Source organism: Streptomyces sp. Y20, assembly GCF_043195475.1.
GTDB lineage: Bacteria > Actinomycetota > Actinomycetes > Streptomycetales > Streptomycetaceae > Streptomyces.
Genome location: NZ_JBIDDP010000016.1, coordinates 75104 through 93764, shown reverse-complemented (window position 1 = coordinate 93764; position 18661 = coordinate 75104). Strand labels below are relative to the sequence as shown.

Below are 18661 nucleotides of genomic sequence, written 5' to 3'. Positions count from 1 at the left end.
ACCACTCCCACGGATAAGAGTGTCGCCTGAAGACCGGTTAGGCCAGGGCGGGACGACGTGCCATACGTGGCACGCTGCCCCGCCCTGGATCAGTTGTGCTGTAAGCGATTTCCTGACCCCCGCTGCCCGTGCGGAGCGGGGCTGACGTGTGGGGTGTGGAGCGGTGTCGCCTGAAGTCCCGTTGTCTATCAGTGGGCTTGATTATGAAATCGGCGGCCGCAAGCTGCTGTCCGCACTGGAGCTGACCGTGCGGCCCGGGGAATCGGTCGCGGTGATGGGCCCGTCCGGATCGGGAAAGAGCACCTTGCTCTCGCTGATCCTGGGCCTCATCCGGGCGCCCGTCGGCCGGGTCGTGGTGGCCGGGAAGGACGTCGCGGCTCTACGGGGTGGAAAGCTGGCGCAGTGGCGGCAGCAACACATCGGGATGGTGTTCCAGTTCGGTGAGCTGCTCCCTGAGCTGACGCCCGTGGAGAACGTGGCCCTGCCGGCGCTGCTGGTCGGCCAGGACCGAGGTGAAGCGTTCAATCGTGGGCGGCAGCTGCTGGCCGGGCTCGGCGTGCCGGTCGATGCAGCGGCCACCGCAGACCTGTCCGGTGGCGAGCGCCAGCGTACGGCTGTGGCACGCGCCTTGATGTCCGAGCCTTCCTTGCTGCTGGCGGACGAACCTACTGGGGCGTTGGACGAGCAGGCCCGCGATCAGGTCGCCGATGTGCTGTTCGACGTGCCCCGGCACGATGGCTGCGGGCTGCTGGTGGTGACCCACGACGCCTCAATTGCCGGACGCGCCGACCGGGTCCTGCGGCTCAGCCACGGACGCCTGGTGCAGGCACCGGGGCAGGGGGCGGCATGAAGAACACGGGGACACCGCTGCGGTGGCAGATGCTGCGCATGGGCGTTTCGGCCGCGCGGGCCGGTGAGAGTGGGCGAAGTCGCTTCCTCGCACTGCTGATGGCCACCGTGGTGGCGGCGCTCACCGGCGCTGCTTTCGTGGCGTCGGCCGCGACGTTCGACGGCCGGGAGCTGCGTGGCGAGGCCCGCAACCCTGTGATGGCGACCCATAGTCAGCAACCCAAGGCGCTGTGGAGCCGGTATTGGGACAGTGAACAGGGCCGACAGTACTCGGTGGTCATCGTGTGGCCGCTGACCGCGGATGCGCCGCTGCCTCCAGGCCTGCCCCGCTGGCCCGCTCCCGGTGAATCCTTCCTCTCCCCGGCTCTCGCCAGCGCACCTGTGTCGGCGGACTTCACCCACCGGTACGGGAAGGCAGTGGGTCGCATCAGTGAGGAGGGACTGGCCACCCCCGGCGAACGCCTGGTCTACACCCGCCCCAGTCAGAGGATGCTCAACTCGAGCTACCTCGATCCCATCGTGGGGTTCGGCTCTGCCGGCCCCTCGTTCGGCGACCTCAAGGCCATCGAGAGCGACCGCGCCGTCCAGCTGGACTTGATCATGATCGTGTTGCTGGGTCTTCCGGCAGCCGGATTGACCGTGGCTGCCGCTCGTATGGGCGCGGCAGGCTATGACCGCAGGGCCCGTCTGCTGGCCGTCCTCGGGGCTAACCGGCGCACACGGGCATGGATGGATTTCGGGACCGCTGTCCTCCCGGTCGCTGCCGGCGCCGCGGCAGCCACGGCGCTCACCGCCCCAGCGCTGGTATTCAATGTCACACTGCCCTGGATCGACTTCACCCTCGCTGCAAGAGATCTGCGTCAGGCAGCCGTCAGTCTGCTCCTAGCCCTGGCCGGCGCGGTGGTATTCGTCTTCGCGGTCACGTTGCTTCTCCAGCCCTCCGCCAGCCGACGCTCGCACCGCACGCGGATCCGTGCGGCAGACGGCGGGCTGTTGCGACGCACAGCCCTTGCGGCCTGCCCGGCCTTCGTGGTGCTCGCCGTCGCTACTGGCCCGCTGCTCGGTGGCGGCCAGCGCTCCGCCTTCGGGTACCTCTTCGCCGTCGTGGGAGTATGGGTCACTCTGCCCTCGGTGATCGGCTGGGTCACCTCCCGGTACGCTCACCGGATTGCCGCGGCAGCCCGCAAGGCGGGTAATCCCGGGCGGCTGATTGCCGCCCGGACCCTGGCCGCCCGCCCTGGCGCCGTCGTACGCCTGGTCGCCACTCTGGTCATCGCGATCGGCGTGATCGGACAGACTCAGCTCATCAGCACACTGCTCCACAACCGCTCAGACGACAACGAGTACGTGGGCTCCGCCGAGGGCAGGAGCATGGCACTGGTGCAAGCGGCCAACCGCGCCCGCCCGAGCGGCGAATTCCGGGCCGCACTACCCAGCGGTGTCCACATGGTGTCGCTGGGCCACGTGGACCTCGCACCGGACGGATCCAGCAGACGACGCCTCATCCAGGCTCCCTGCGCGGACCTGCGCGCCCTGCATCTGCCCTGCCCCCTGGAACGGCACACCAAAGAGGTGTCCTTCCAGCAACTGGACCGCCGCCTGAAAGCCAACGCCTACACCTACTTCGGTGACACCCCGGCCACCGTCCGTACCGCACCGGCTACCCGCCTCGACCCTCAAGACGTGTGGCTTGTCGTCTTCACCGCCGACCGCACGGCCCTCGACCTATCGGCCGTCAAGCGCGCTGCACGGCTGAGCCTGAGCACCGATTCCGTGATCCGTCCCCTGACCGAAAGCAACGGATCCAACACGCTCGGCTTCCAGGCCCGCTGGATCCCGTTTCTCGGAACAGTCGGCACGGTGTACATCGCCGCGGCGATGGTCTTGTCTGCTCTCTCGGAATTCGTTCGGTTCGCCCGTACCCTCGCACCCGTCACCGTACTTACCGGACACAACCGTGTCTTTCGCACCACGGCGGTATGGTCTCTCAGCCTGCCCATCGTCCTGGCCGGAGTCGCAGGCGTCGGAGCCTATATCGTGCTCGCCCAGCCCATCAGCGGCGGGGCGAGCGGCGCTCAGCTCTCCGTAAGCCTGTGTGTCGCGCTACTCGTACTCACCCTGACCCTCGCTGCAGCAGCGGCGGGAGCGGCTGGCGTGGCTGCCGTCAGAGAGGCGCGACAGTGGCGGCCACGGGCCGACTGAGCTCCCAGCAATCCAGGTCGCCGGCGGGGGACAGGTGCTCCTCGGTCCGAGCGCCTTTCACGGCAAGGTGGGTCGTCTAGCCTCCTATCTGGAGGGGGGATCATGGCGGACGAGCCAGGGACCGACAGCGAGGACTGGTTCCTCGAGGGCATCTACACAACCGATATCGGGCTCACCTGGCTGGCCTCTCAGTGGGAGGTCCTCGAGCAGGCCTACAGGGAGTACGTCCGGTCTCACCCTGACAGCGGCCCCGTCAGGGTGTGGCTCAGCATCGCGGAAGCATCGGTCGAGGACTTCGACCGCTCGAAGGCCGCCCAACTGGGCCAGGACGTCCAGCGGCTGCTGGGCTCCGCGCTGCCGGACGAGACGCTCCGCACGGCGTGGCTCGCGGCCACCCACGGCGTCTTCGACCCGAGCGAGTACGGCATGAGCACCGGCGCCTGGCTGCGGAAGGTCGAAGAGACCTGGCTGGCCCGGGTACGTCGGGACGACCCGGCGTTCACACCACCGCCGCCACAGCCGGTGGCGGACGGGGAGTTGCGGCGGGCCGTCCTGGAGGCGATCCGCCCGGTCGCGGAACAACTGAGCCACGCGGTCGGCAGTCCTCCGTTCGGGACTCCCGTGACCGGCCTCGTATCCGCGTTGGAGCGGGTGGTCGCCGAGTCCTGCGCGGACCTCGGCCTCCGGCTGTTCCTGCGTGCCATGAAGGCGTACCACGTACCGGCCGACAGGCCGGCCCTCGTCGCCCTCGGTGAACGGTTCGGCTACCCGGAATGGGTCGTACCCGAGGGGCTCAACGACCGGACCTGACGATCCCATGGCGGTCCCACGACCCGGTGCCCGACCGGTACAGCGACCACCTGGCCGACCCTGGACTGGCTCGTGCGCGGGCCGGCGCGGACGGGCAGGTGACCGGCGTGCAGACCAGAGCGTTGTACGGGCGTGGACGGCTATGAGGACGTGGACCTGGACGAGATCGATATCGCGCCGGTGGGAGGAACGCGGGAGCGGCTGCCGTTGCTGACCTTGCCGGAGGCGCACCACCTGCTGGACTAGGACCTGTCTCTTTGTTCGACTCTAAGGGCGCCATTCCTCGCGGTAATCCGGATGCTCTGCATAGGACTGCGCGAGCACGCGGAGCGTGTAGGTGAGGCCGGCGAAGCGCGGGTCTGTGGGGCCCATGGCCGCGCAGTCCCGCGCAAGCATGTCGATCAGGTCGAGCATCGGCAGGTGACTGTCGAGGATGGCCTTGCCACCGAAGCGATAGGCCACCTCGGCGTAGGCATGGTTGTCTGCCTCGTACCTGGCGTGAATGAACTTCAGAAGGTCGTCCATATGGCGATCTTCGCGCGCTGATGCCGCAGCCGGAAGCCCCTGCCTTCTCGGTCAGCACCTTGTCCAGATGAGGATGCTCGCGAGATGCAATGCGGCTTGGTAGGCGATGGCGAGCTTGTCCGTCCGCATGGCCAGGCCGCGCCACTGCTTGAGCCTGTTGATGCACCGTTCGACCGCGTTGCGCTGCTTGTGTTCGGCGTCGAAAGCGGGCGGGCGGCCGCCGGCGCGGCCGCGCCGCCGACGGTGGCCGACCTGGGCGGATGGCTGGGGAATGACTGCACGAATGCCGCGTCGGCGAACATGGCTCCGGATCGCGCGGGACGAGTAGGCCCGATCGGCCAGGACCGCCTCCGGCCGGGTTCTCGGTCTTCCGGGTCCGCTTCGAGGAACACTGATACCGGCCATGACAGTTTCGAAGGCCGGTGCGTCGCCGCCTGGCCTGCGGTGACGCGAAGGGCCAGAGGCCGTGCGCGACTGTCGCTGACGATGTGGACTTTCGTGCTCAGGCCGCCGCGGGAGCGTCCGAGTGCGTGGTCGCCGGGTTCGGCCCGGCCTGGTGCCCCTTTTTCCGGCTCCGGCGGCGTGCTGGTGAGCGCGGCAGACGGTGGAGTCCACCGAAACGGTCCAGCCGATTGTCGTCACGGGCGTCGGCTGCTGCCAGCAGCGCGGCAAGGATCCGTTCCCAGGTGCCGTCCATGGCCCACCTGATCAGCCGTTTGTGAGCGGTCTGGAACGAGCCGAGCTCGCCGGGCAAATCCCGCCAGGGCGAGCAGGTGCGGTACTTCCACACGATGGCCTCCAGGGTTCGGCGGTGATCGGCCCACCGCCGACCACGAACCGCATCGGCCGGCATCAGCGGCTCGATCCGGCCCGACATCGCATCAGTGATCACTAACCGGACGGACACATCCGATCAACTGACCGATAAAGAGACACGCTCTAGGTGAGGGAAGTGGGCGACGAGCGGTGATGTGTGCTCAGACGGAGGTCGCGCGGCGGGAGCGGGCCCGCAAAAGGAATCCGGTGCCGACTGCGGCGGTGAGGAGTACGCCGCCGGCGGCCCAGACCAGCGTGGCAGTGCGGGACGACCCGGTTGAGTGCTGTGCCAGGCACTTCTTTCCGGGGGCGGCGGGGGCGATACGCAGTCGGGCCCACGGTTTGTCGGGGCCGGTCTGGTCGACGTCGTGCCGGTAGACGACGTAGATTCCGCGTCCAGAGTCACAGCTCAGGGTGGGGGTGGCGGTCAGGACGGCTTTGGCGCCGCGCAGGACGGGGCGGCCGGTGAAGGCGCGGTAGGCGAGGGTGATATCTCCGTCCGATCCCTCGTCGTCGTTGTCCGTGATCGTGATGCGGCTGCCGGCCCGGAAGGTTCGCACGTCCCATTCCGACTGAGGCCACGTTCTGTCCGGAGCCCAGCGTTCCTCCAGCCTGGACGGAGGCAGTTTCCTGACCTTGTCCCGGCAGGCGCGGCGTGCCGCCTCGTCGGCGGGTTCCACACGGGCCCGTGCCCATCGGAACGGATGCTTTAGGGTCGCGAGTACGTGTGCGGATGCGTCGACAGACGGGCCGAACTGCATGCTGTGCTCGGCGCCAGTACACCGGCTGCCGGCAGGCCTGCACGGTCGCCGAACCGTCCCATGCCAGCTCGTCCGCACAGGACCGGAGGCGAAGCATTCGACTCACACCGAATCTCTGTGCCGGCCGGCAGCCGCTCTGCTGTGATACCTGCCATGAGCTTCCCTGCTGCCGGCGCCCCCGTTTCCCTCCCTCATGCCTTGAACGACGGACTCCGAATCGGTTACTGGTGCCGCCCCGAGCACTACCGCGCCCCCGTCGTGAGACAGGCGAGCTCCACCTTCGGACTACCCTCGCGCGCGGTGGGATCGGCGACGGCAAGACTGCCTGCGGACCTGGAGGCCCGTGCTGGCCAGGGCCTGAATGCCGGCCTGCTGGAAAAGGAGCACACGGACTACGGCTACCAACTGGTCCACGCAGGTGAAGAAACGCCTCGCTCGGCATGACGACCGAGAGAGAGGGGCACTCCGCCCACGCGCCATTCCATGACCAGGTGAAAACGGGTCACTGGTACGAATTGCACGAGGTGGACGACGGAGTCGTCAGGATCACCGAACCGCACGTCGCCAAGTTGCTCCGGGCCAACCTCTGGTGGTTACGCGGAGCCGGTCGCGACATCGTCGTGGACGCCGGCCTGGGCGTGACCGCACTGCGTCGCGAAATTCCGCACTTGTTCGAGCGGGACCCGCTGGTGATCCTCACTCACGCTCACCTGGACCACGTCGGCGGAGCCCACGAGTTCCACGAACGGGCCGCCCACACAACGGCCGTCGAGACTCTGGCAAGAGGCGTCCCGGCGAGCCTCTACGGGACCGAGCTCTACGAGAAACTCGGCATCGACGCGGCAGGAGAGCCCGTACCGCACCTTTTGATCAACAAGCTGCCGCACCCCACGTACGACCCGAGGGGCTACCATCTGGGCCCGCTGAAGGTCACCCGCCGCCTCCAGGGAGGAGACACCGTCGAAGTGGGCGGTCGCACTCTGACCGTTCTCCACCTGCCTGGACACACACCCGGATGCATCGCCCTCCACGAGAAAGGCACGGGTGCGCTGTACTCCGGCGACGTGATCTACAACGGCCATCTCATCGACGATCTTCCTGAATCGGATCGGTGCGCTTACCGGCGCAGTATGCGGCACCTCACCGACCTTGACGTATCCGTCGTCCACCCAGGACACGGCCGCAGCTTCGGCCCCCGCCGGCTCCGCGAGCTGACGCGCGGGTACCTGCGCGGTACCACGGGGATCACCTAGGCAGGGATGCAGCAGCGACGTGCCGGCCGGTTGTTTCCTGTCTCCCGGCCCAAAGACAATGCGGTGCGGTGACCGTGCCTTGGCAGGCGACATCGCCGCCGCCCCGGCGGGGGCGCCCCGTCCGGACGGCTCAGGGCGCCAGCTGATCGCCCAGTTGGGTGCGCAGGTACAGCACGAGGTGGCCGTGCCGGGCCCGGGTGACCAGCCCCGTGCGGTGCAGAACACCGAGATGCTGGCTCACCGTGCCGGGGCTCAGGCCCACTCGGTGGGCCAGGTCGGTGGTGCTGGCGGGCTCTGCCAGGAGGGCCAAGAGGCGGGCGCGGGTACTGCCGAGAAGGGCGGCCAAGGCCTCGGGCGGGGCGGCCGCATCCGTGTGCCATACCGTCGCGCGGCCCCGCGCGGGGTAGCCGACCCTGGGCGGCAGCGCCGGGTTAACGAGAGTGTTGGCATGGTCGCAGAACAAGGAGGGGGTGAACGTCACTCCCCGGCCGTCCACCGCGAGATCACGGCGTTCGTCGCGCAAGGCGTCCACCGTGAGAGTGCCGGCTCGCCAGCGCAAGCCCGGGTCTATATCGGGGAACAGCGTGGCGGCCCCACCGTCGGCCAGCCGCCGGGCCCGGTACAGGACATCGGCGCGCAGGACAGCCAGCATGCGCGGCCAGCGGGGGGCGATCACCAACGCCCAGTAGGCGTACAGGGCGTCGGCGATGCGCTCGAGCAGAGCCAGGGGATCTCGGTGGGCCTGTTGAAGGCCGGGGGGTAGCTCCGCACCACTTGCGGCCTGGAGCAACTCGGCTGTCACACGTTCGGCCGGCGTCGCCCGCAATGCGGCTAACTCGTCGTCGACATCGGGGGACGGGCCGGTGGGGTGAGGGGTCAGGAAATCGGGAATACGCCGGCGCGGGCCGACCAGCGATTGCAGCAGCGGCCAGTCGAGTTGCCGTAGTAGCGGGGCACACTGGCGCAGGAAGGGCTGGTGCTCGGCGTGGCGGACCGGGTTGTGCCATGCCCACAGGCTGAGAGCGGTCTCCTGCAGGGGTGAGCACGCGAACCGAACGGAGGCGAGGTCTTCCAGGTCGAGCCGGAACAGCAACATTCGGACCACACTAGATCTTTCGAGCCTCTCATGGCCGGTCTGGTGGGATCACCGGCATGACCTCCTCTTGCGCCGGGAGAAACCTGGCCACGACGGCGATACACGACCGAGTCCGCGGCGAGTGCCCGGCAGGTGCGGCAACTGGACGGCGAACGCCTACCGACACGCCCAGTCGGCCTTGGTGACGTCGTCGTCCTCGGTTCCGGCCTGGTGGGGCTGATCGCCCTGCTGGTGCGATACCTGACCCATCGCCCGCTGCGGCCACACTCTGGGGCTCGAGCCACGCGCGACGAGTGCCCTGGTTGTCGAACTGAACAGCGCTGCTGAACTCGGTCTTCGCCCACATCGGCCATGCGACCTGCCCCCCACCAATACACAGAGCCCGTCCCGGGCCACGACAAGGAGCAGCACATCTTCAACAGGACAAGTGACCAGCGGCGGAAGACGAGCGCGTTGCGTAGCGGGATGGCGGGCGTCGCCGTCCTGGTGGTCTTCGGCGCAGCCCTCCTGTTCGGGAGCTGTGCCGACGACGGTCGGGTCAAGCTTGTCCCGCGGGAGATCGCCGGGGTCTGGAAGGGCTCCGGCGGTGGGCGGGTCGAGTTGCACCGCGACGGCAGCTTCGAGATGTCGGGTATTCCGCGTAGTGCATCGAGTTCAGTTTCAGTAGGCCCACGACCAGCAAGGGCCGGCTGCCCGGGCGGGGCAACTGGGACCTGGAGGGCGACACCCGGCGCAGCGACAGCATCGAGTTGCACTTCGTGGCGGGAGGTTCCTTTCCCGACGACTCGGAATCCACCCTCCTTCAGGTGACAGGGGGTGGCGACCATCCGGTGCTCTATTTCGACAACGACCCTGACAAGGGGTACGGCTACGAGGTGCGGCGCACCCGATGACGCGGCAGGCGCCACAGCGGCTGCGCCGGTTCTATGGATAACGGACTGCCCCAGCTACCTTCCAACGGCCCGCGATCTGGCAGCATGGCCGGCTTCAGTGACCTGCCAAAACTGACTGCCCGCTCCCTCCGCCGGACGATGAGCTGACAGGAAGCAGCAGGAAGCGGCAGGAAATCGGCGGGCGGTCAACCTCTCCCGGCGCGGGAAGGTTCCGGGCTTGCGGACAGGGTGGACCGCGACGGGGCGAGTGAGTGCTCAGGCGTCCGGGCGGCAGCGGCGGCGGTAGTAGCCGTAGGTCAAAGCCAGCACCAGGGGGCCCCACAGGGTCAGCAGGCCGCTGACCGTCATCGCCAGCATGTCCCAGCCCGGGGCGTACGGGAAACCGGGCGAACCGTCGATGCGGAAGGCCGTGAAGACCCAGTTGACCATCAGCCCCAGGAGGAGGAGCCCGCCGATTGTGGCGGGAACGATCGCCGCGAAGGGTGGGATGCGGCGGCCACCCAGTTCCGGGACCCAGTTGGGCACCACCTCTCCCCATCGGCGCACCAGCCCGAACCCGAGCAGCGCGAACGCCTCCGTCAGGAGACTGAGTCCGAAGACATACGGGATGTGCCACCACGCCGACGGAGTGTTGTCCCCGCCCATCGCGTAACCGAAGCCGATGGGCAGCCTCCAGAGACACACCGGCAGCCCCACCAGCGGAATGAGGTGGGCGACTCTCTCCGCCCACAGCGGAACGGGGTGCTCCGTCCCTCTACTCCCAACTGTCTTATGCTTCACGTTGGTTGGCATACCCTCAGTGTTCCTCGTCTTCCCCTGCCGGGGGATCAACCTGCAGGTTGACGTCACTACCCCGCTCGGTTGACGACATTTGCAGTCAGCTGAACGCAGGTGTTCCGGCCAGAACACCTGGACTGAGGTTCAACCGACTTGCCTCATGTGTCTCAGTGGTGATCAAGGCTGCTGACCTGCCATGACGTTCGCCGGACACTAGATAACGACACCCATCGTCGCCTACGTTGAGGCGTAGGAGCCTTCGCTGCGGGTGGGGCTCGTGTGGTCGTGGCGCAGTATTCGCACGGCACGGTCAGCTCTCGTAGAGAGCGCGCATGGCGTCCCAGAACCGCTGGGGCCGGATGGCTCGCAGCTGGAGCATCGGCGCCCTGTGATCCAGCTACGGGCCGGGTGGTCCTGCTGGGCGGAGCGCTGGGTGTGGCCGTACTCGATCCGGAGCGGTCGGCGGCAGAGCGGGCAGAGGCCTCGGATCGCCCTTCTGTGCAGGTCAGCGCTGGGGCTCCATGGGTCGATGATCAGCATGTCGCCAGTCCGCCCGGGGAACGGGTGGCGCTATCTGTTCCGTGGCGTGATGGTCGGCGACGGCCACCGCTCCGCGGATACGGCGCTGCACGCCCCCCAGGACGAAGCCGGTGTCCCGCCCGGCGTGTGGGAGGGCCGGGGCCTGGCCGCGCTCGGTCTCAACGACGGGGACGTGGTGACCGAGCGGCAGGCCGAGCTGCTCCTGGGGGAGGGCCGGCACCCGGATGCTGACCGGATCGAGCGCGGGCTCCTGGCGCAGGGCAAGAGCCCGGCGCAGGCCCGGCGGGGCCTGGCGAGCGCCGGCGGCGAGTTCGATGCGGACGAGGTCCTCGACGAGGCGGTCGACTCCGGGGTTTGGGTCGATCCACATGGCTGCGGCAGGAGACGCAACCAGCATCGACGCGGCCAGAGCGGCTGCACCGCGACCGCTGCGGCGAGAACCAGCGTCACGGCGGGGACCACCGCGCCGGACACGGCCACTGACCGCCTCACCTGGCATCGCAAGGCGCCGGACCTGGCTCGCGCCGAAGACGGCTGCCCGATCGCCTGCCGTCGCGTAGGAGCGGGAGGAAAGCTGGCGAACCTGTCAGGGCGTCTGAAAGTGCGGGCTTCCACTGCTTCGGTGGCAGTCGGACGCCAGCTACGACAAAGCATTCACCACCAACCTCGCATTCGACGTACCCACTGCCGGGTGAACCGCCTCGTAGTGCCGGGGTGGTGGGAGCCGGCGGACGCGGCGTGCGCTCACGAGCCCATCAGCGAGGAAGAGGAGCAGATCCTCGCGCTCTGCATGCGCGGAGTCCAGCAGTTCGAGGACGCCTGGTGGGTCATGGGCAAGTCCATGGCCAACATCAACAACCGTCGCCTGTACCGCAAGACGCACGCCAACTTCGAGGACTTCGCCCGGGACGTCTTCAAGAAGTCCCGCCCCATCGCCTACGAAGAGATGACCGCGTACGCGATCGGTGAGCTGCTGTCTGCACGTGCAGACACTCCCAGCATCGGGAAGAAGGCGGCAGGTGCCCTCAACCCGATCACCAAGGACTACGGCGCAGAGACCTCGGTCGCCGTCCACGAAACCATCCAGGACGCCACCGGCAAGACTGTCACCGTCAAGGCGATCACCGGCATCGTCCAGCAGTTCCCCCGTAAGGAAGAGCGAGAGCTGACGCAGGACGAGCTGACGGCCCTGGTCCGGGAAGTCGCAGCCAACACGTTTCGGGCCGACCAGGAGAAGCCAAAGACCGAGGGGCAGCCCTCCGCCCTGGACACCCTTCGCAGCGCCGTGACGCAGTTGGAAGCCGCACACCGAGCCCTGGCCCCGGCCAACATCAAGAAGGCGCTCGAACAGAACGCGGACGAGACCGCCAAGGCCCTGGCATCAGCCAAGACCACCGCAGACAAGGCCGTCGCGAGGATCAACGCCGCTCTCCCGCGGGAGACGTGAGCTGGGCGATCAAGCGAGCAGAGGGCCGGTTTCCCAAGCCTGGGAAACCGGCCCTCTGCCGTATGGTGCCGCGGGGCCGTCAGGAGCCGGGCGGCCGCTCGGTCACTCCTGGAACTCCTCGCTCTTCACGCCGTAGAACGTCGGCTTCGCGGGCCGGACCTCGGACTGCTCCAAGGTGTCGGCCATCTTGGCGAACCCCTCACTGCGCCGGACGACGCCGAAGAACTTCCCCAGCGCCTCCTTGTCCTCCCACAGCGCTTGCGCGGTGCTGATGATCAACGACTTCAGGTGATCCGACTCGGGCACGGCCTCGTTCGCTGCCACGGTTTTCCCCTCCTGGTCATCGGAGATCAGCCAACCAACTGGCGACCCTGACCCCACAAGACGGCCTTCGGCCAGGGGCTGGTCCAGGATGCTGTGGGTCCCGATCCGGTGCCACACGATGTGACGGGCCCCGGCGACTACCTCCCGGCCGTACGACCACGTTGCGCGCCCGTCCGGCGCCCAGGTGAGTTCGTAGATGCCCGGCGCGCAGCGGACGCCCTTGATCGCGCGTTCGAAGGCCAAGGTCACCGGGGGCGAGGTCGGCGGAGGGGGGCATGCGCAAGCTGCGCGATCTTGGGGCACGGCCGCTGAACCTCGGTGAGTCCCCGTCCCATTGGCTGGCCGGGGTTCTTCCGGCGATCGGGGCCAGGTGGGCTCGTCACCCTGGGAACCTTCGCTTCCGCAGACAGTTGGTATGTGTTGCCGCCTAGCCGACGACGCTACCTGAGTCAGGAGCCTTCACGCGAACAGATCCGACGCTCAGTTGAGAGCCTGAAGGCCGCTGGGCCACAGCAGAGTGGTGGCCGCCCAGGTGAAGCCTGCACCGAAGGAGGTCACGAGGACTCGTTGCCTGGCTTCCAGTTGCTTGTCGATCGCGGAGTGGCTCAGTAGCAACGGGATGGAGGCAGCGGAGGTGTTGCCGACGTGAATGATGTTGGACGGTACGCGCTGGGGCGGGATTCCCAGGGTGTTGGCCACGGCTGCGCTGATGCGTGCGTTTGCCTGGTGGACGATAAGTCTGTCAATGTCCTGGATGGACCATCCAGCTGCGGAGGCGGATTCTTGGGTCACGTGAGCGATACGGCGCACCGCGTGACGGAATACTTCCTTTCCTTCCATGCGCACGTACCGGTTCCTCACGTCGTCGGTTGCGCTTGGAGGGCGGCGGGAGCCCCCGTCGGGGATGTAGATGGCGTCTGCGTGCTCGCCGTCGCTGCCCCATGCGGCTGGTCCGAGAGTTCCCGGTTCGTCAGCGTGTCCGGCTGTGAGCACGACTGCGCCTGCTCCGTCTCCGAAGATCGGCGCGGTGGAGCGGTCGTCGGGGTCGATGACGGCCGACATCTTCTCTGCTCCGATGACCAGTACGGTGCTGGCGGTTCTCGCCTGGATCAGTCCTGCTGCGACGGTTGTTGCGTAGACGAAGCCCGAGCAGCCGGCGCCGAGATCGAAGGCAGGGACATGACGCAGGCCGAGTCGGTGGGCCACCAGGGGCGCGGTGCCGGGCACGTGATGGTCCGGAGTGGCGGTGGCCAGGATCACGGCGTCGACATGTTCTACCTCCGCCGATTTCATCGCCCGTAGTCCTGCTTCTACCGCCAGGTCACTGGTGGCTGTCGCTGGATCGGCGATGTGTCGCTGGGCAATGCCGATACGGGTGCGGATCCATTCGTCCGTGGTGTCCAGGCGTGAGACCAAGTCGGCGTTGCTTACCTTCTGCGGGGGCAGGTAGGACCCCAGGCCGATCAGTCGCGCGGCAGGCGCTGGCGTCGGGGTCGTGGTTTTGCGAGCAAAGATCAACGATTCGCCTTCTCTGTGTTGCTCGTTCGCGTCACCGCCAGGAAGGGCTTCGCCTTCGGGATCCTGGGCTGACCGGTCGCTCTCGTGATCCCGCTGCGGGTGGTGGCATCGGTGGTGCCGGCCGGAGCTTTTGCCAATGGGCAGGGGCTCGACTACGCCTCAGGTGCTGCGTGGGGGCGATCTGCCTGTGGGTGGGGATTCTGCTCTCCCGGGCTCTCGTGTTCGGAGGGTGACGCTGCCCGTTGGGCCACCAGGTTGACCAAATCGGCGATGGTGGGTGCCTTCGCCAGTTCGTTTTCGGTGATCACGACGCCAATGCGGTCCTCGAGGGTCATGGACAGCAGGGCAATGGCCAGGGAGTCGATGCCGGCTTGTTCCTGAGTGGCCTGGGCAGTGATGGGTGCGGCCGGCAGGCTTCCCTGCTGGACCAGGATGTCTTTGATGAGGGCGAGATCGATGATGGCTGTGGTATCGCAGTCGAGGGCGGGTGCCGGAATCGTCTCGGTGGCGTGGGGAGGTTGGTCCGGCAGCTGCGAGGCGTCGTGAGGGTGGGGGAGTTCGTCTACCGCGTCGCGGAACAGGCCTGGCAGCTGGTTCAGTCCGGGGAGAGCGGCGTCGGTGACGAAGCAGATGCTGGTGGTTCCGTTGTAGCTGCAGGCCACGATCGACGCGGGCTGGTTTCGTGGGAGCCAGTTGAAGGGCTGGATGCGGGTGACGGTGTCGTGCTTGTAGCGAAGGGGCCGGTGGATGGCAAGGTAGGACGTGGTGATGGTGGCCCGGTCGGGTGTGGTCAGCCGGGTGGCCAGCGCCTGAAAGGCGCGCGCGGGGACGAGATCCATTACGGAACGCATGGCCTTGTGGCGGGTGGGGTCTTTCGTGGTGCGGGTGGCCGCGATGACGTGGTCGAGGCGGTCTTCAGCTGTCGGCTCGTGGCAGGGAAGGGGCATGGATGCGAAGGTGCAGTAGTTTCCGGGCCGGTCGCGTTCTTCCGCTCGGCGCAGATTGACCATGGTGACGGCCGGCAACGGCCGGTCGGCGCCCCGGGGCCAGAATTGTGATGTCCACGTGCCTAGGGCGCCGCTGAGGCTGGCCAGGAAGCCGTCGTTCGTGTCGCCGCCGCGGACGGTGGCGGCTTGCCGCAATCGCTGCGTGGGGACATGTGCCCAACTGATGTCACGGTCCCCTGTGAGGGGCAGCGCGGTGTCGTTCCACACGTTGTTGGTGCCGCTTGCGGCAAGCATGCCGCGCACAGTGCCCAGGTAGGCGCCGGCACGTGCGCGGGGCGAGGGCTGCGTGGTGGGCGTGGGTGCGGTGCCGAACAGTGCGGTCAAGGTACCGATCAGGCCCATGCCGTCCTGGGTGCTGTGGTGCGCTCGCAGGCAGAGGGCATAGCGGTCCGGTGCATATCCGGATACCAGACAGAGGTCCCACAGGGGGCCCGCGTCGGGCAAAGGGTGAGCGACGAGACCTGGCAGGGCCGTATCGAGGTGCTCGTCGCCTGATGGCAGGTGCTGTTCGCGGACGCGGTGGGTCAGGTCGGGGGATGGGTCGTAATGCCAGCGGGCTTTGAGTCCGGGGCCGTGCAGGTAGTGGGTCAGGCGCGGCTCATTCTTCAGGTGGGAGGCGACGTGAGCGCGGAGTTCGCCGAGGGTGGGAGTGGGTCCTTCCAGGTGGAGGATCACTCCGATGGTCTGGGAGATCGAGGGATGGGCCTGGGCCATGCTGTGCATGGTCAGGTCCATGGGGGTGGGACGAAGGGGCACAGTCACAGGGTTCTCCGCGGTTTCGGTGGGGAGAAGCGGGGTCAGGCCGGAGTGAGCCGGAAGATCCGCAGGCGGCGCCCAGAGCGTTGGGCGAAGGAGACGTAGGCGGGCCAGACTTCGACGAGATGGTCCCAGGCGGCCACGCGCTCGGTTCCCTCCAGGAGGGTGGCGGTCACCGAGAGCGTGCGTCCGCGGCGGGTCACGCTTGCTCGGGGTGTAGCGATGAGGTTGTGGGACCAGGCGGGAGTTGGGGGGCGACCGAAGTTGGTGTCGACGACGAGATAGCTTCCGTCTGCTTCGAGGTGGCACAGCAGAGGAGTCTGACGAGGTCGGCCGCTGCGGCGGCCGATCGTGGTGAGCATCAGGGAGGGCAGCGTTGCGGGCATGAGGAGCATCCGGCCACCGCTGAGTCGGTGAGCCGCCCGGTCGATGCCCGGTGCAATATGGGACATGGCGCGCACGAAGTGGGCGTTACTCCCCGCCTTCTTCAGGGCACGGGCGGTAAGCCCGTCCTTGTGGGCGCCGCTGGTTCGGATGAACTCGGGCTGCGCCGATGGGGCGGCTGAAGGGGTCCCGGCGGCGAAGTTGCGTCGGGCGCTGCCACCGGTTGCGGCGGCCTTGCGGGTGAGTTCGGGCGCCATGGCGTAGGCGCGGTAGAACGACGGCAGATAGCCGGGAATGTCGACGGCCCGCCGGCGGCTGCTGATCGCCTGAACGGTCGCGGCAGCGACTTTCTCCGGTGTGGTGGGCGGCAGGAAGTCGGCGATCCTGGGCATGCGGGCCGAGGGGACGTGGACTTTGAAGAAGTCGGTGCCGACGACGGTGGCCGGGCGCACCAGGGTCACGCCGATGTCGGTACCGGCCAGCTCGATGCGCAGCATCTCGGTGTACGCCTCGACGGCGGCCTTCGCCGCAGCGTAGGCCGCCGATGGTCCTTTGACGAAGATCCGTCCTGCGGCCGAGCCCATCGCCACGATCTGCCCACCGCCGCCCGCCCGCATCAGCGGCAGCACTGTTTTGACGGAGCAGACCAGAGCGTCGTATGCGGTGCGCATGGACAACTGGGCCTGCTCCATGGTCATCTCTTCAACGTCCGCCCAGTGGATGTAGGCGGCGTTGTGGACCAGGACGTCGATGCGCCCGTGCTCGGCATGGACCTTGGCGATCCAGTCCTCAAGTGCGGTGCGGTCGGTCACGTCGACATGGGTGAACACGATGGATGGCGCCTCAGGCAGCTGGGCGAGGTCAGCAGCGGCTCGGTCGAGGCTGGCTCGGGCGTTGTCGCACACGTACACGTGGGCGCCGGCCACGGCCAGGGCGCGGGTCAGGGCCCACCCGATGCCCGCTGCACCTCCCGTTACCAGGCACACGCGCCCGGGCAGGGAAGGGACAGCCGGCTTGGGGCGGAACGGGTTCATGGGGTGGTCCTTTCGGCGGGTTGCGCAGTGCTGAGCCGGCGGCCCGGCATGACGAGGCGTGATGGCCGGATGCGACGGGTGAGGTGGCCGAGGGCAAGCAGAGCGAACGCGTCGGTCAACAACGGGACGTGATACGGGAAAGGACGCGGGCCGAGCATGTCAGGCACGGAAATGACGCTGCCGTCGCGCCGTTGCTGGGCGAGCAGGTAGCCGGTGGCACGAACAGCGGGAGCAAGGTCACTCTGTCCCGCCAGAATGATCAGGGCATAGGCGGTGCTGATGGCATCGCTCGGGGCGCCGTTCTGCTGTCCGAACCCGCCGTCCGCGTTCTGTGCGGTCTGAACCAGCCCGGCGATCCGACGGCACATGCCATGGACGGTCGGAGGGGCCTGCCCGAGGTAGGGGCGAGCGGCGAGATAAGCCCTGAAGAGGGTGTGCAGACGACTGCTGCTCCAGCCGGGGGGAAAGGAACCGTCGGGCATCTGGCGGCCGGCGAGAAAGCACAGAGCAGCCGGGATGAGGTGATCGTGGCTGCCTTGGGTGCCGAGCGCGTTGATCGCAGCGGCGGTCATGCACGCCTCGGAGGGCGTGCCTGATCCGTACGTGGGAAATCCGCCGTCGGAACCGCGGACCGCGATCAGGGTGTCCAGGCCGCGCCGAATCGGGGCGCGGAATGCGTCTGCGTCCAGCTCATGCAGGAATTCGACCGCGACGGAGGTGCAGTCCGTGTCAGAGAGCTGCGCGTGGTCGGTGTAGGACCAGCCGCCGTCTGCTTGCTGCACCTGCACGAGGTGCCGGGCGATGCGGTGCAGTACCTCGCGCGGTGCGCCGGCGCTGCTCAGGGCAAGGCCCGCGGTCACGGTGCACCACGTGTCGGTTTCCGTGACAAAGGGCAGGCCGCCGTCCTCCCGTTGGTGCATGAGGGCGGTGCGCAGACCAACCTCGACGACGCTCTCCATGCCGGGCACGTCGACCAGGGCGTGCAGAACGGACAGGTGGATGAAGAGGTTGCCCTCCCATACCTTGCCCGGGCGCTGGGTGGAGAGCAGCAAGGTGACATCGTGCCGGCCAACCGGTGCCCTGCCTGCCGCCCGCTCCAGGATGGCTTTCACGGCAACGGCCTGCACAGCAGCCCAGGGATGCAGCGCGCTCACATCGAAAGCTTGAGGGGCCACGTCGTCCTGGGTGGTAGCTGCGCCCAGCATGGTGAAGATGGCGTGGACCAAGGCGCGCTTGCGAGGTCCGGTGAAGTCCGGGACACGGCTGACGATGTCCTCGAGGGCCTGGTGATGCGCCGGGTGCCCGGCACTGCGGCCCAGGGCGGTAGCGGCCACGGCCGCGTCCATCAGGTCTCCATTGCCGCGGTGGCGCTCCAGGTAACGCACCATGCGCTCACATGCGTGACGGTGGCCAGATCCGTACCGCTCTGCCAGTGCCAGGGCGAGCGCGGATTCAAGAACCCGGCTTCGGCAGGCGTCGCGCACGGCGCCGTCCGCTCCCACCCGGTTCAGTACGTGTCCTAAGAGACTTCTGCGTCCGGCTGGCAGCTCTGCTGGGAAGCGCGACGACGGCCAGGCCGGGGGGAGCTGCTCGGTGGCAGGGGGTCTCATCGCTAGGACAGTCCTTGAGAGCGGGAATCAGGGGCAGCGCGGATCGGTGAGGGGCCGGG

The 18661-nt window shown here is 67.9% G+C and carries 15 protein-coding genes and 1 pseudogene; 6 read left to right on the top strand and 10 right to left on the bottom strand.

The annotated features are described in order from the left end of the window. The first annotated feature begins 163 nt into the window (after window positions 1–163). From ACGFT1_RS30925 to ACGFT1_RS30910, 4 genes are all read left to right on the top strand, one after another. A complete protein-coding gene (locus ACGFT1_RS30925; protein ID WP_373912286.1) occupies window positions 164–850 on the top strand; it encodes an ABC transporter ATP-binding protein in 687 nt (228 codons plus the stop codon). Next, window positions 847–3051 (top strand): hypothetical protein, encoded by a 2205-nt coding sequence (locus ACGFT1_RS30920; RefSeq protein ID WP_373912285.1) that lies wholly within the window; start codon window positions 847–849, stop codon window positions 3049–3051. The genes ACGFT1_RS30925 and ACGFT1_RS30920 overlap by 4 nt, the downstream gene beginning before the upstream one ends. Before the next feature lie 102 nt (window positions 3052–3153). Next, window positions 3154–3861, top strand: coding sequence for a hypothetical protein (locus tag ACGFT1_RS30915; RefSeq protein WP_373912284.1), 708 nt, complete (start codon window positions 3154–3156; stop codon window positions 3859–3861). Window positions 3862–3993: 132 nt separating this feature from the next. After that, window positions 3994–4107 (top strand): DUF6417 family protein, encoded by a 114-nt coding sequence (locus ACGFT1_RS30910; RefSeq protein ID WP_373912283.1) that lies wholly within the window; start codon window positions 3994–3996, stop codon window positions 4105–4107. A 21-nt stretch (window positions 4108–4128) separates the two neighbouring features. On the opposite strand, the gene ACGFT1_RS30905 is transcribed toward ACGFT1_RS30910, so the two are convergent. The 3 genes and pseudogenes from ACGFT1_RS30905 to ACGFT1_RS30895 form a co-directional block, all read right to left on the bottom strand. Next, window positions 4129–4386: a DUF6221 family protein gene (locus tag ACGFT1_RS30905; protein ID WP_373912282.1), complete on the bottom strand. Its 258-nt coding sequence runs from the start codon at window positions 4384–4386 to the stop codon at window positions 4129–4131. Between the two features lie 51 nt (window positions 4387–4437). Further along, window positions 4438–5293 (bottom strand): annotated as a pseudogene (locus ACGFT1_RS30900) (IS5 family transposase). A gap of 70 nt (window positions 5294–5363) precedes the next feature. After that, entirely contained in the window at window positions 5364–5762 is a 399-nt protein-coding gene (locus tag ACGFT1_RS30895; RefSeq protein ID WP_373912281.1) for a hypothetical protein, read from the bottom strand. Between the two features lie 641 nt (window positions 5763–6403). On the opposite strand from ACGFT1_RS30895, the gene ACGFT1_RS30890 reads away from it, so the two are divergent. After that, window positions 6404–7216: an MBL fold metallo-hydrolase gene (locus tag ACGFT1_RS30890; RefSeq protein ID WP_373912280.1), complete on the top strand. Its 813-nt coding sequence runs from the start codon at window positions 6404–6406 to the stop codon at window positions 7214–7216. A gap of 130 nt (window positions 7217–7346) precedes the next feature. Here ACGFT1_RS30890 and ACGFT1_RS30885 read toward each other — a convergent pair whose 3' ends face one another. Beyond that, a complete protein-coding gene (locus ACGFT1_RS30885) occupies window positions 7347–8312 on the bottom strand; it encodes an ArsR/SmtB family transcription factor (RefSeq protein ID WP_373912279.1) in 966 nt (321 codons plus the stop codon). Between the two features lie 1148 nt (window positions 8313–9460). Beyond that, a complete protein-coding gene (locus ACGFT1_RS30880; protein WP_373912278.1) occupies window positions 9461–9889 on the bottom strand; it encodes a hypothetical protein in 429 nt (142 codons plus the stop codon). Between the two features lie 622 nt (window positions 9890–10511). On the opposite strand from ACGFT1_RS30880, the gene ACGFT1_RS30875 reads away from it, so the two are divergent. Further along, the gene (locus ACGFT1_RS30875) at window positions 10512–11969 is read left to right on the top strand and encodes a relaxase domain-containing protein (RefSeq protein WP_373912277.1); all 1458 of its coding nucleotides are present in this window, start codon (window positions 10512–10514) and stop codon (window positions 11967–11969) included. A gap of 102 nt (window positions 11970–12071) precedes the next feature. On the opposite strand, the gene ACGFT1_RS30870 is transcribed toward ACGFT1_RS30875, so the two are convergent. The 5 genes from ACGFT1_RS30870 to ACGFT1_RS30850 all read right to left on the bottom strand — a co-directional run bounded on the left by ACGFT1_RS30870 (window position 12072) and on the right by ACGFT1_RS30850 (window position 18380). Beyond that, window positions 12072–12293 (bottom strand): hypothetical protein, encoded by a 222-nt coding sequence (locus ACGFT1_RS30870; RefSeq protein ID WP_373912276.1) that lies wholly within the window; start codon window positions 12291–12293, stop codon window positions 12072–12074. 480 nt (window positions 12294–12773) lie between these two features. Then, entirely contained in the window at window positions 12774–13811 is a 1038-nt protein-coding gene (locus ACGFT1_RS30865; RefSeq protein ID WP_373912275.1) for a beta-ketoacyl-ACP synthase III, read from the bottom strand. Window positions 13812–13963: 152 nt separating this feature from the next. Beyond that, window positions 13964–15532, bottom strand: a complete 1569-nt coding sequence (locus ACGFT1_RS30860; protein WP_373912274.1) for a wax ester/triacylglycerol synthase domain-containing protein — start codon at window positions 15530–15532, stop codon at window positions 13964–13966. Between the two features lie 83 nt (window positions 15533–15615). Further along, window positions 15616–16992, bottom strand: a complete 1377-nt coding sequence (locus ACGFT1_RS30855; protein WP_373912273.1) for an SDR family NAD(P)-dependent oxidoreductase — start codon at window positions 16990–16992, stop codon at window positions 15616–15618. Continuing rightward, complete coding sequence (locus ACGFT1_RS30850) at window positions 16989–18380, bottom strand: prenyltransferase/squalene oxidase repeat-containing protein (protein WP_373912272.1); 1392 nt, start codon at window positions 18378–18380, stop codon at window positions 16989–16991. The genes ACGFT1_RS30855 and ACGFT1_RS30850 overlap by 4 nt, the downstream gene beginning before the upstream one ends. Window positions 18381–18661 lie beyond the last annotated feature (281 nt).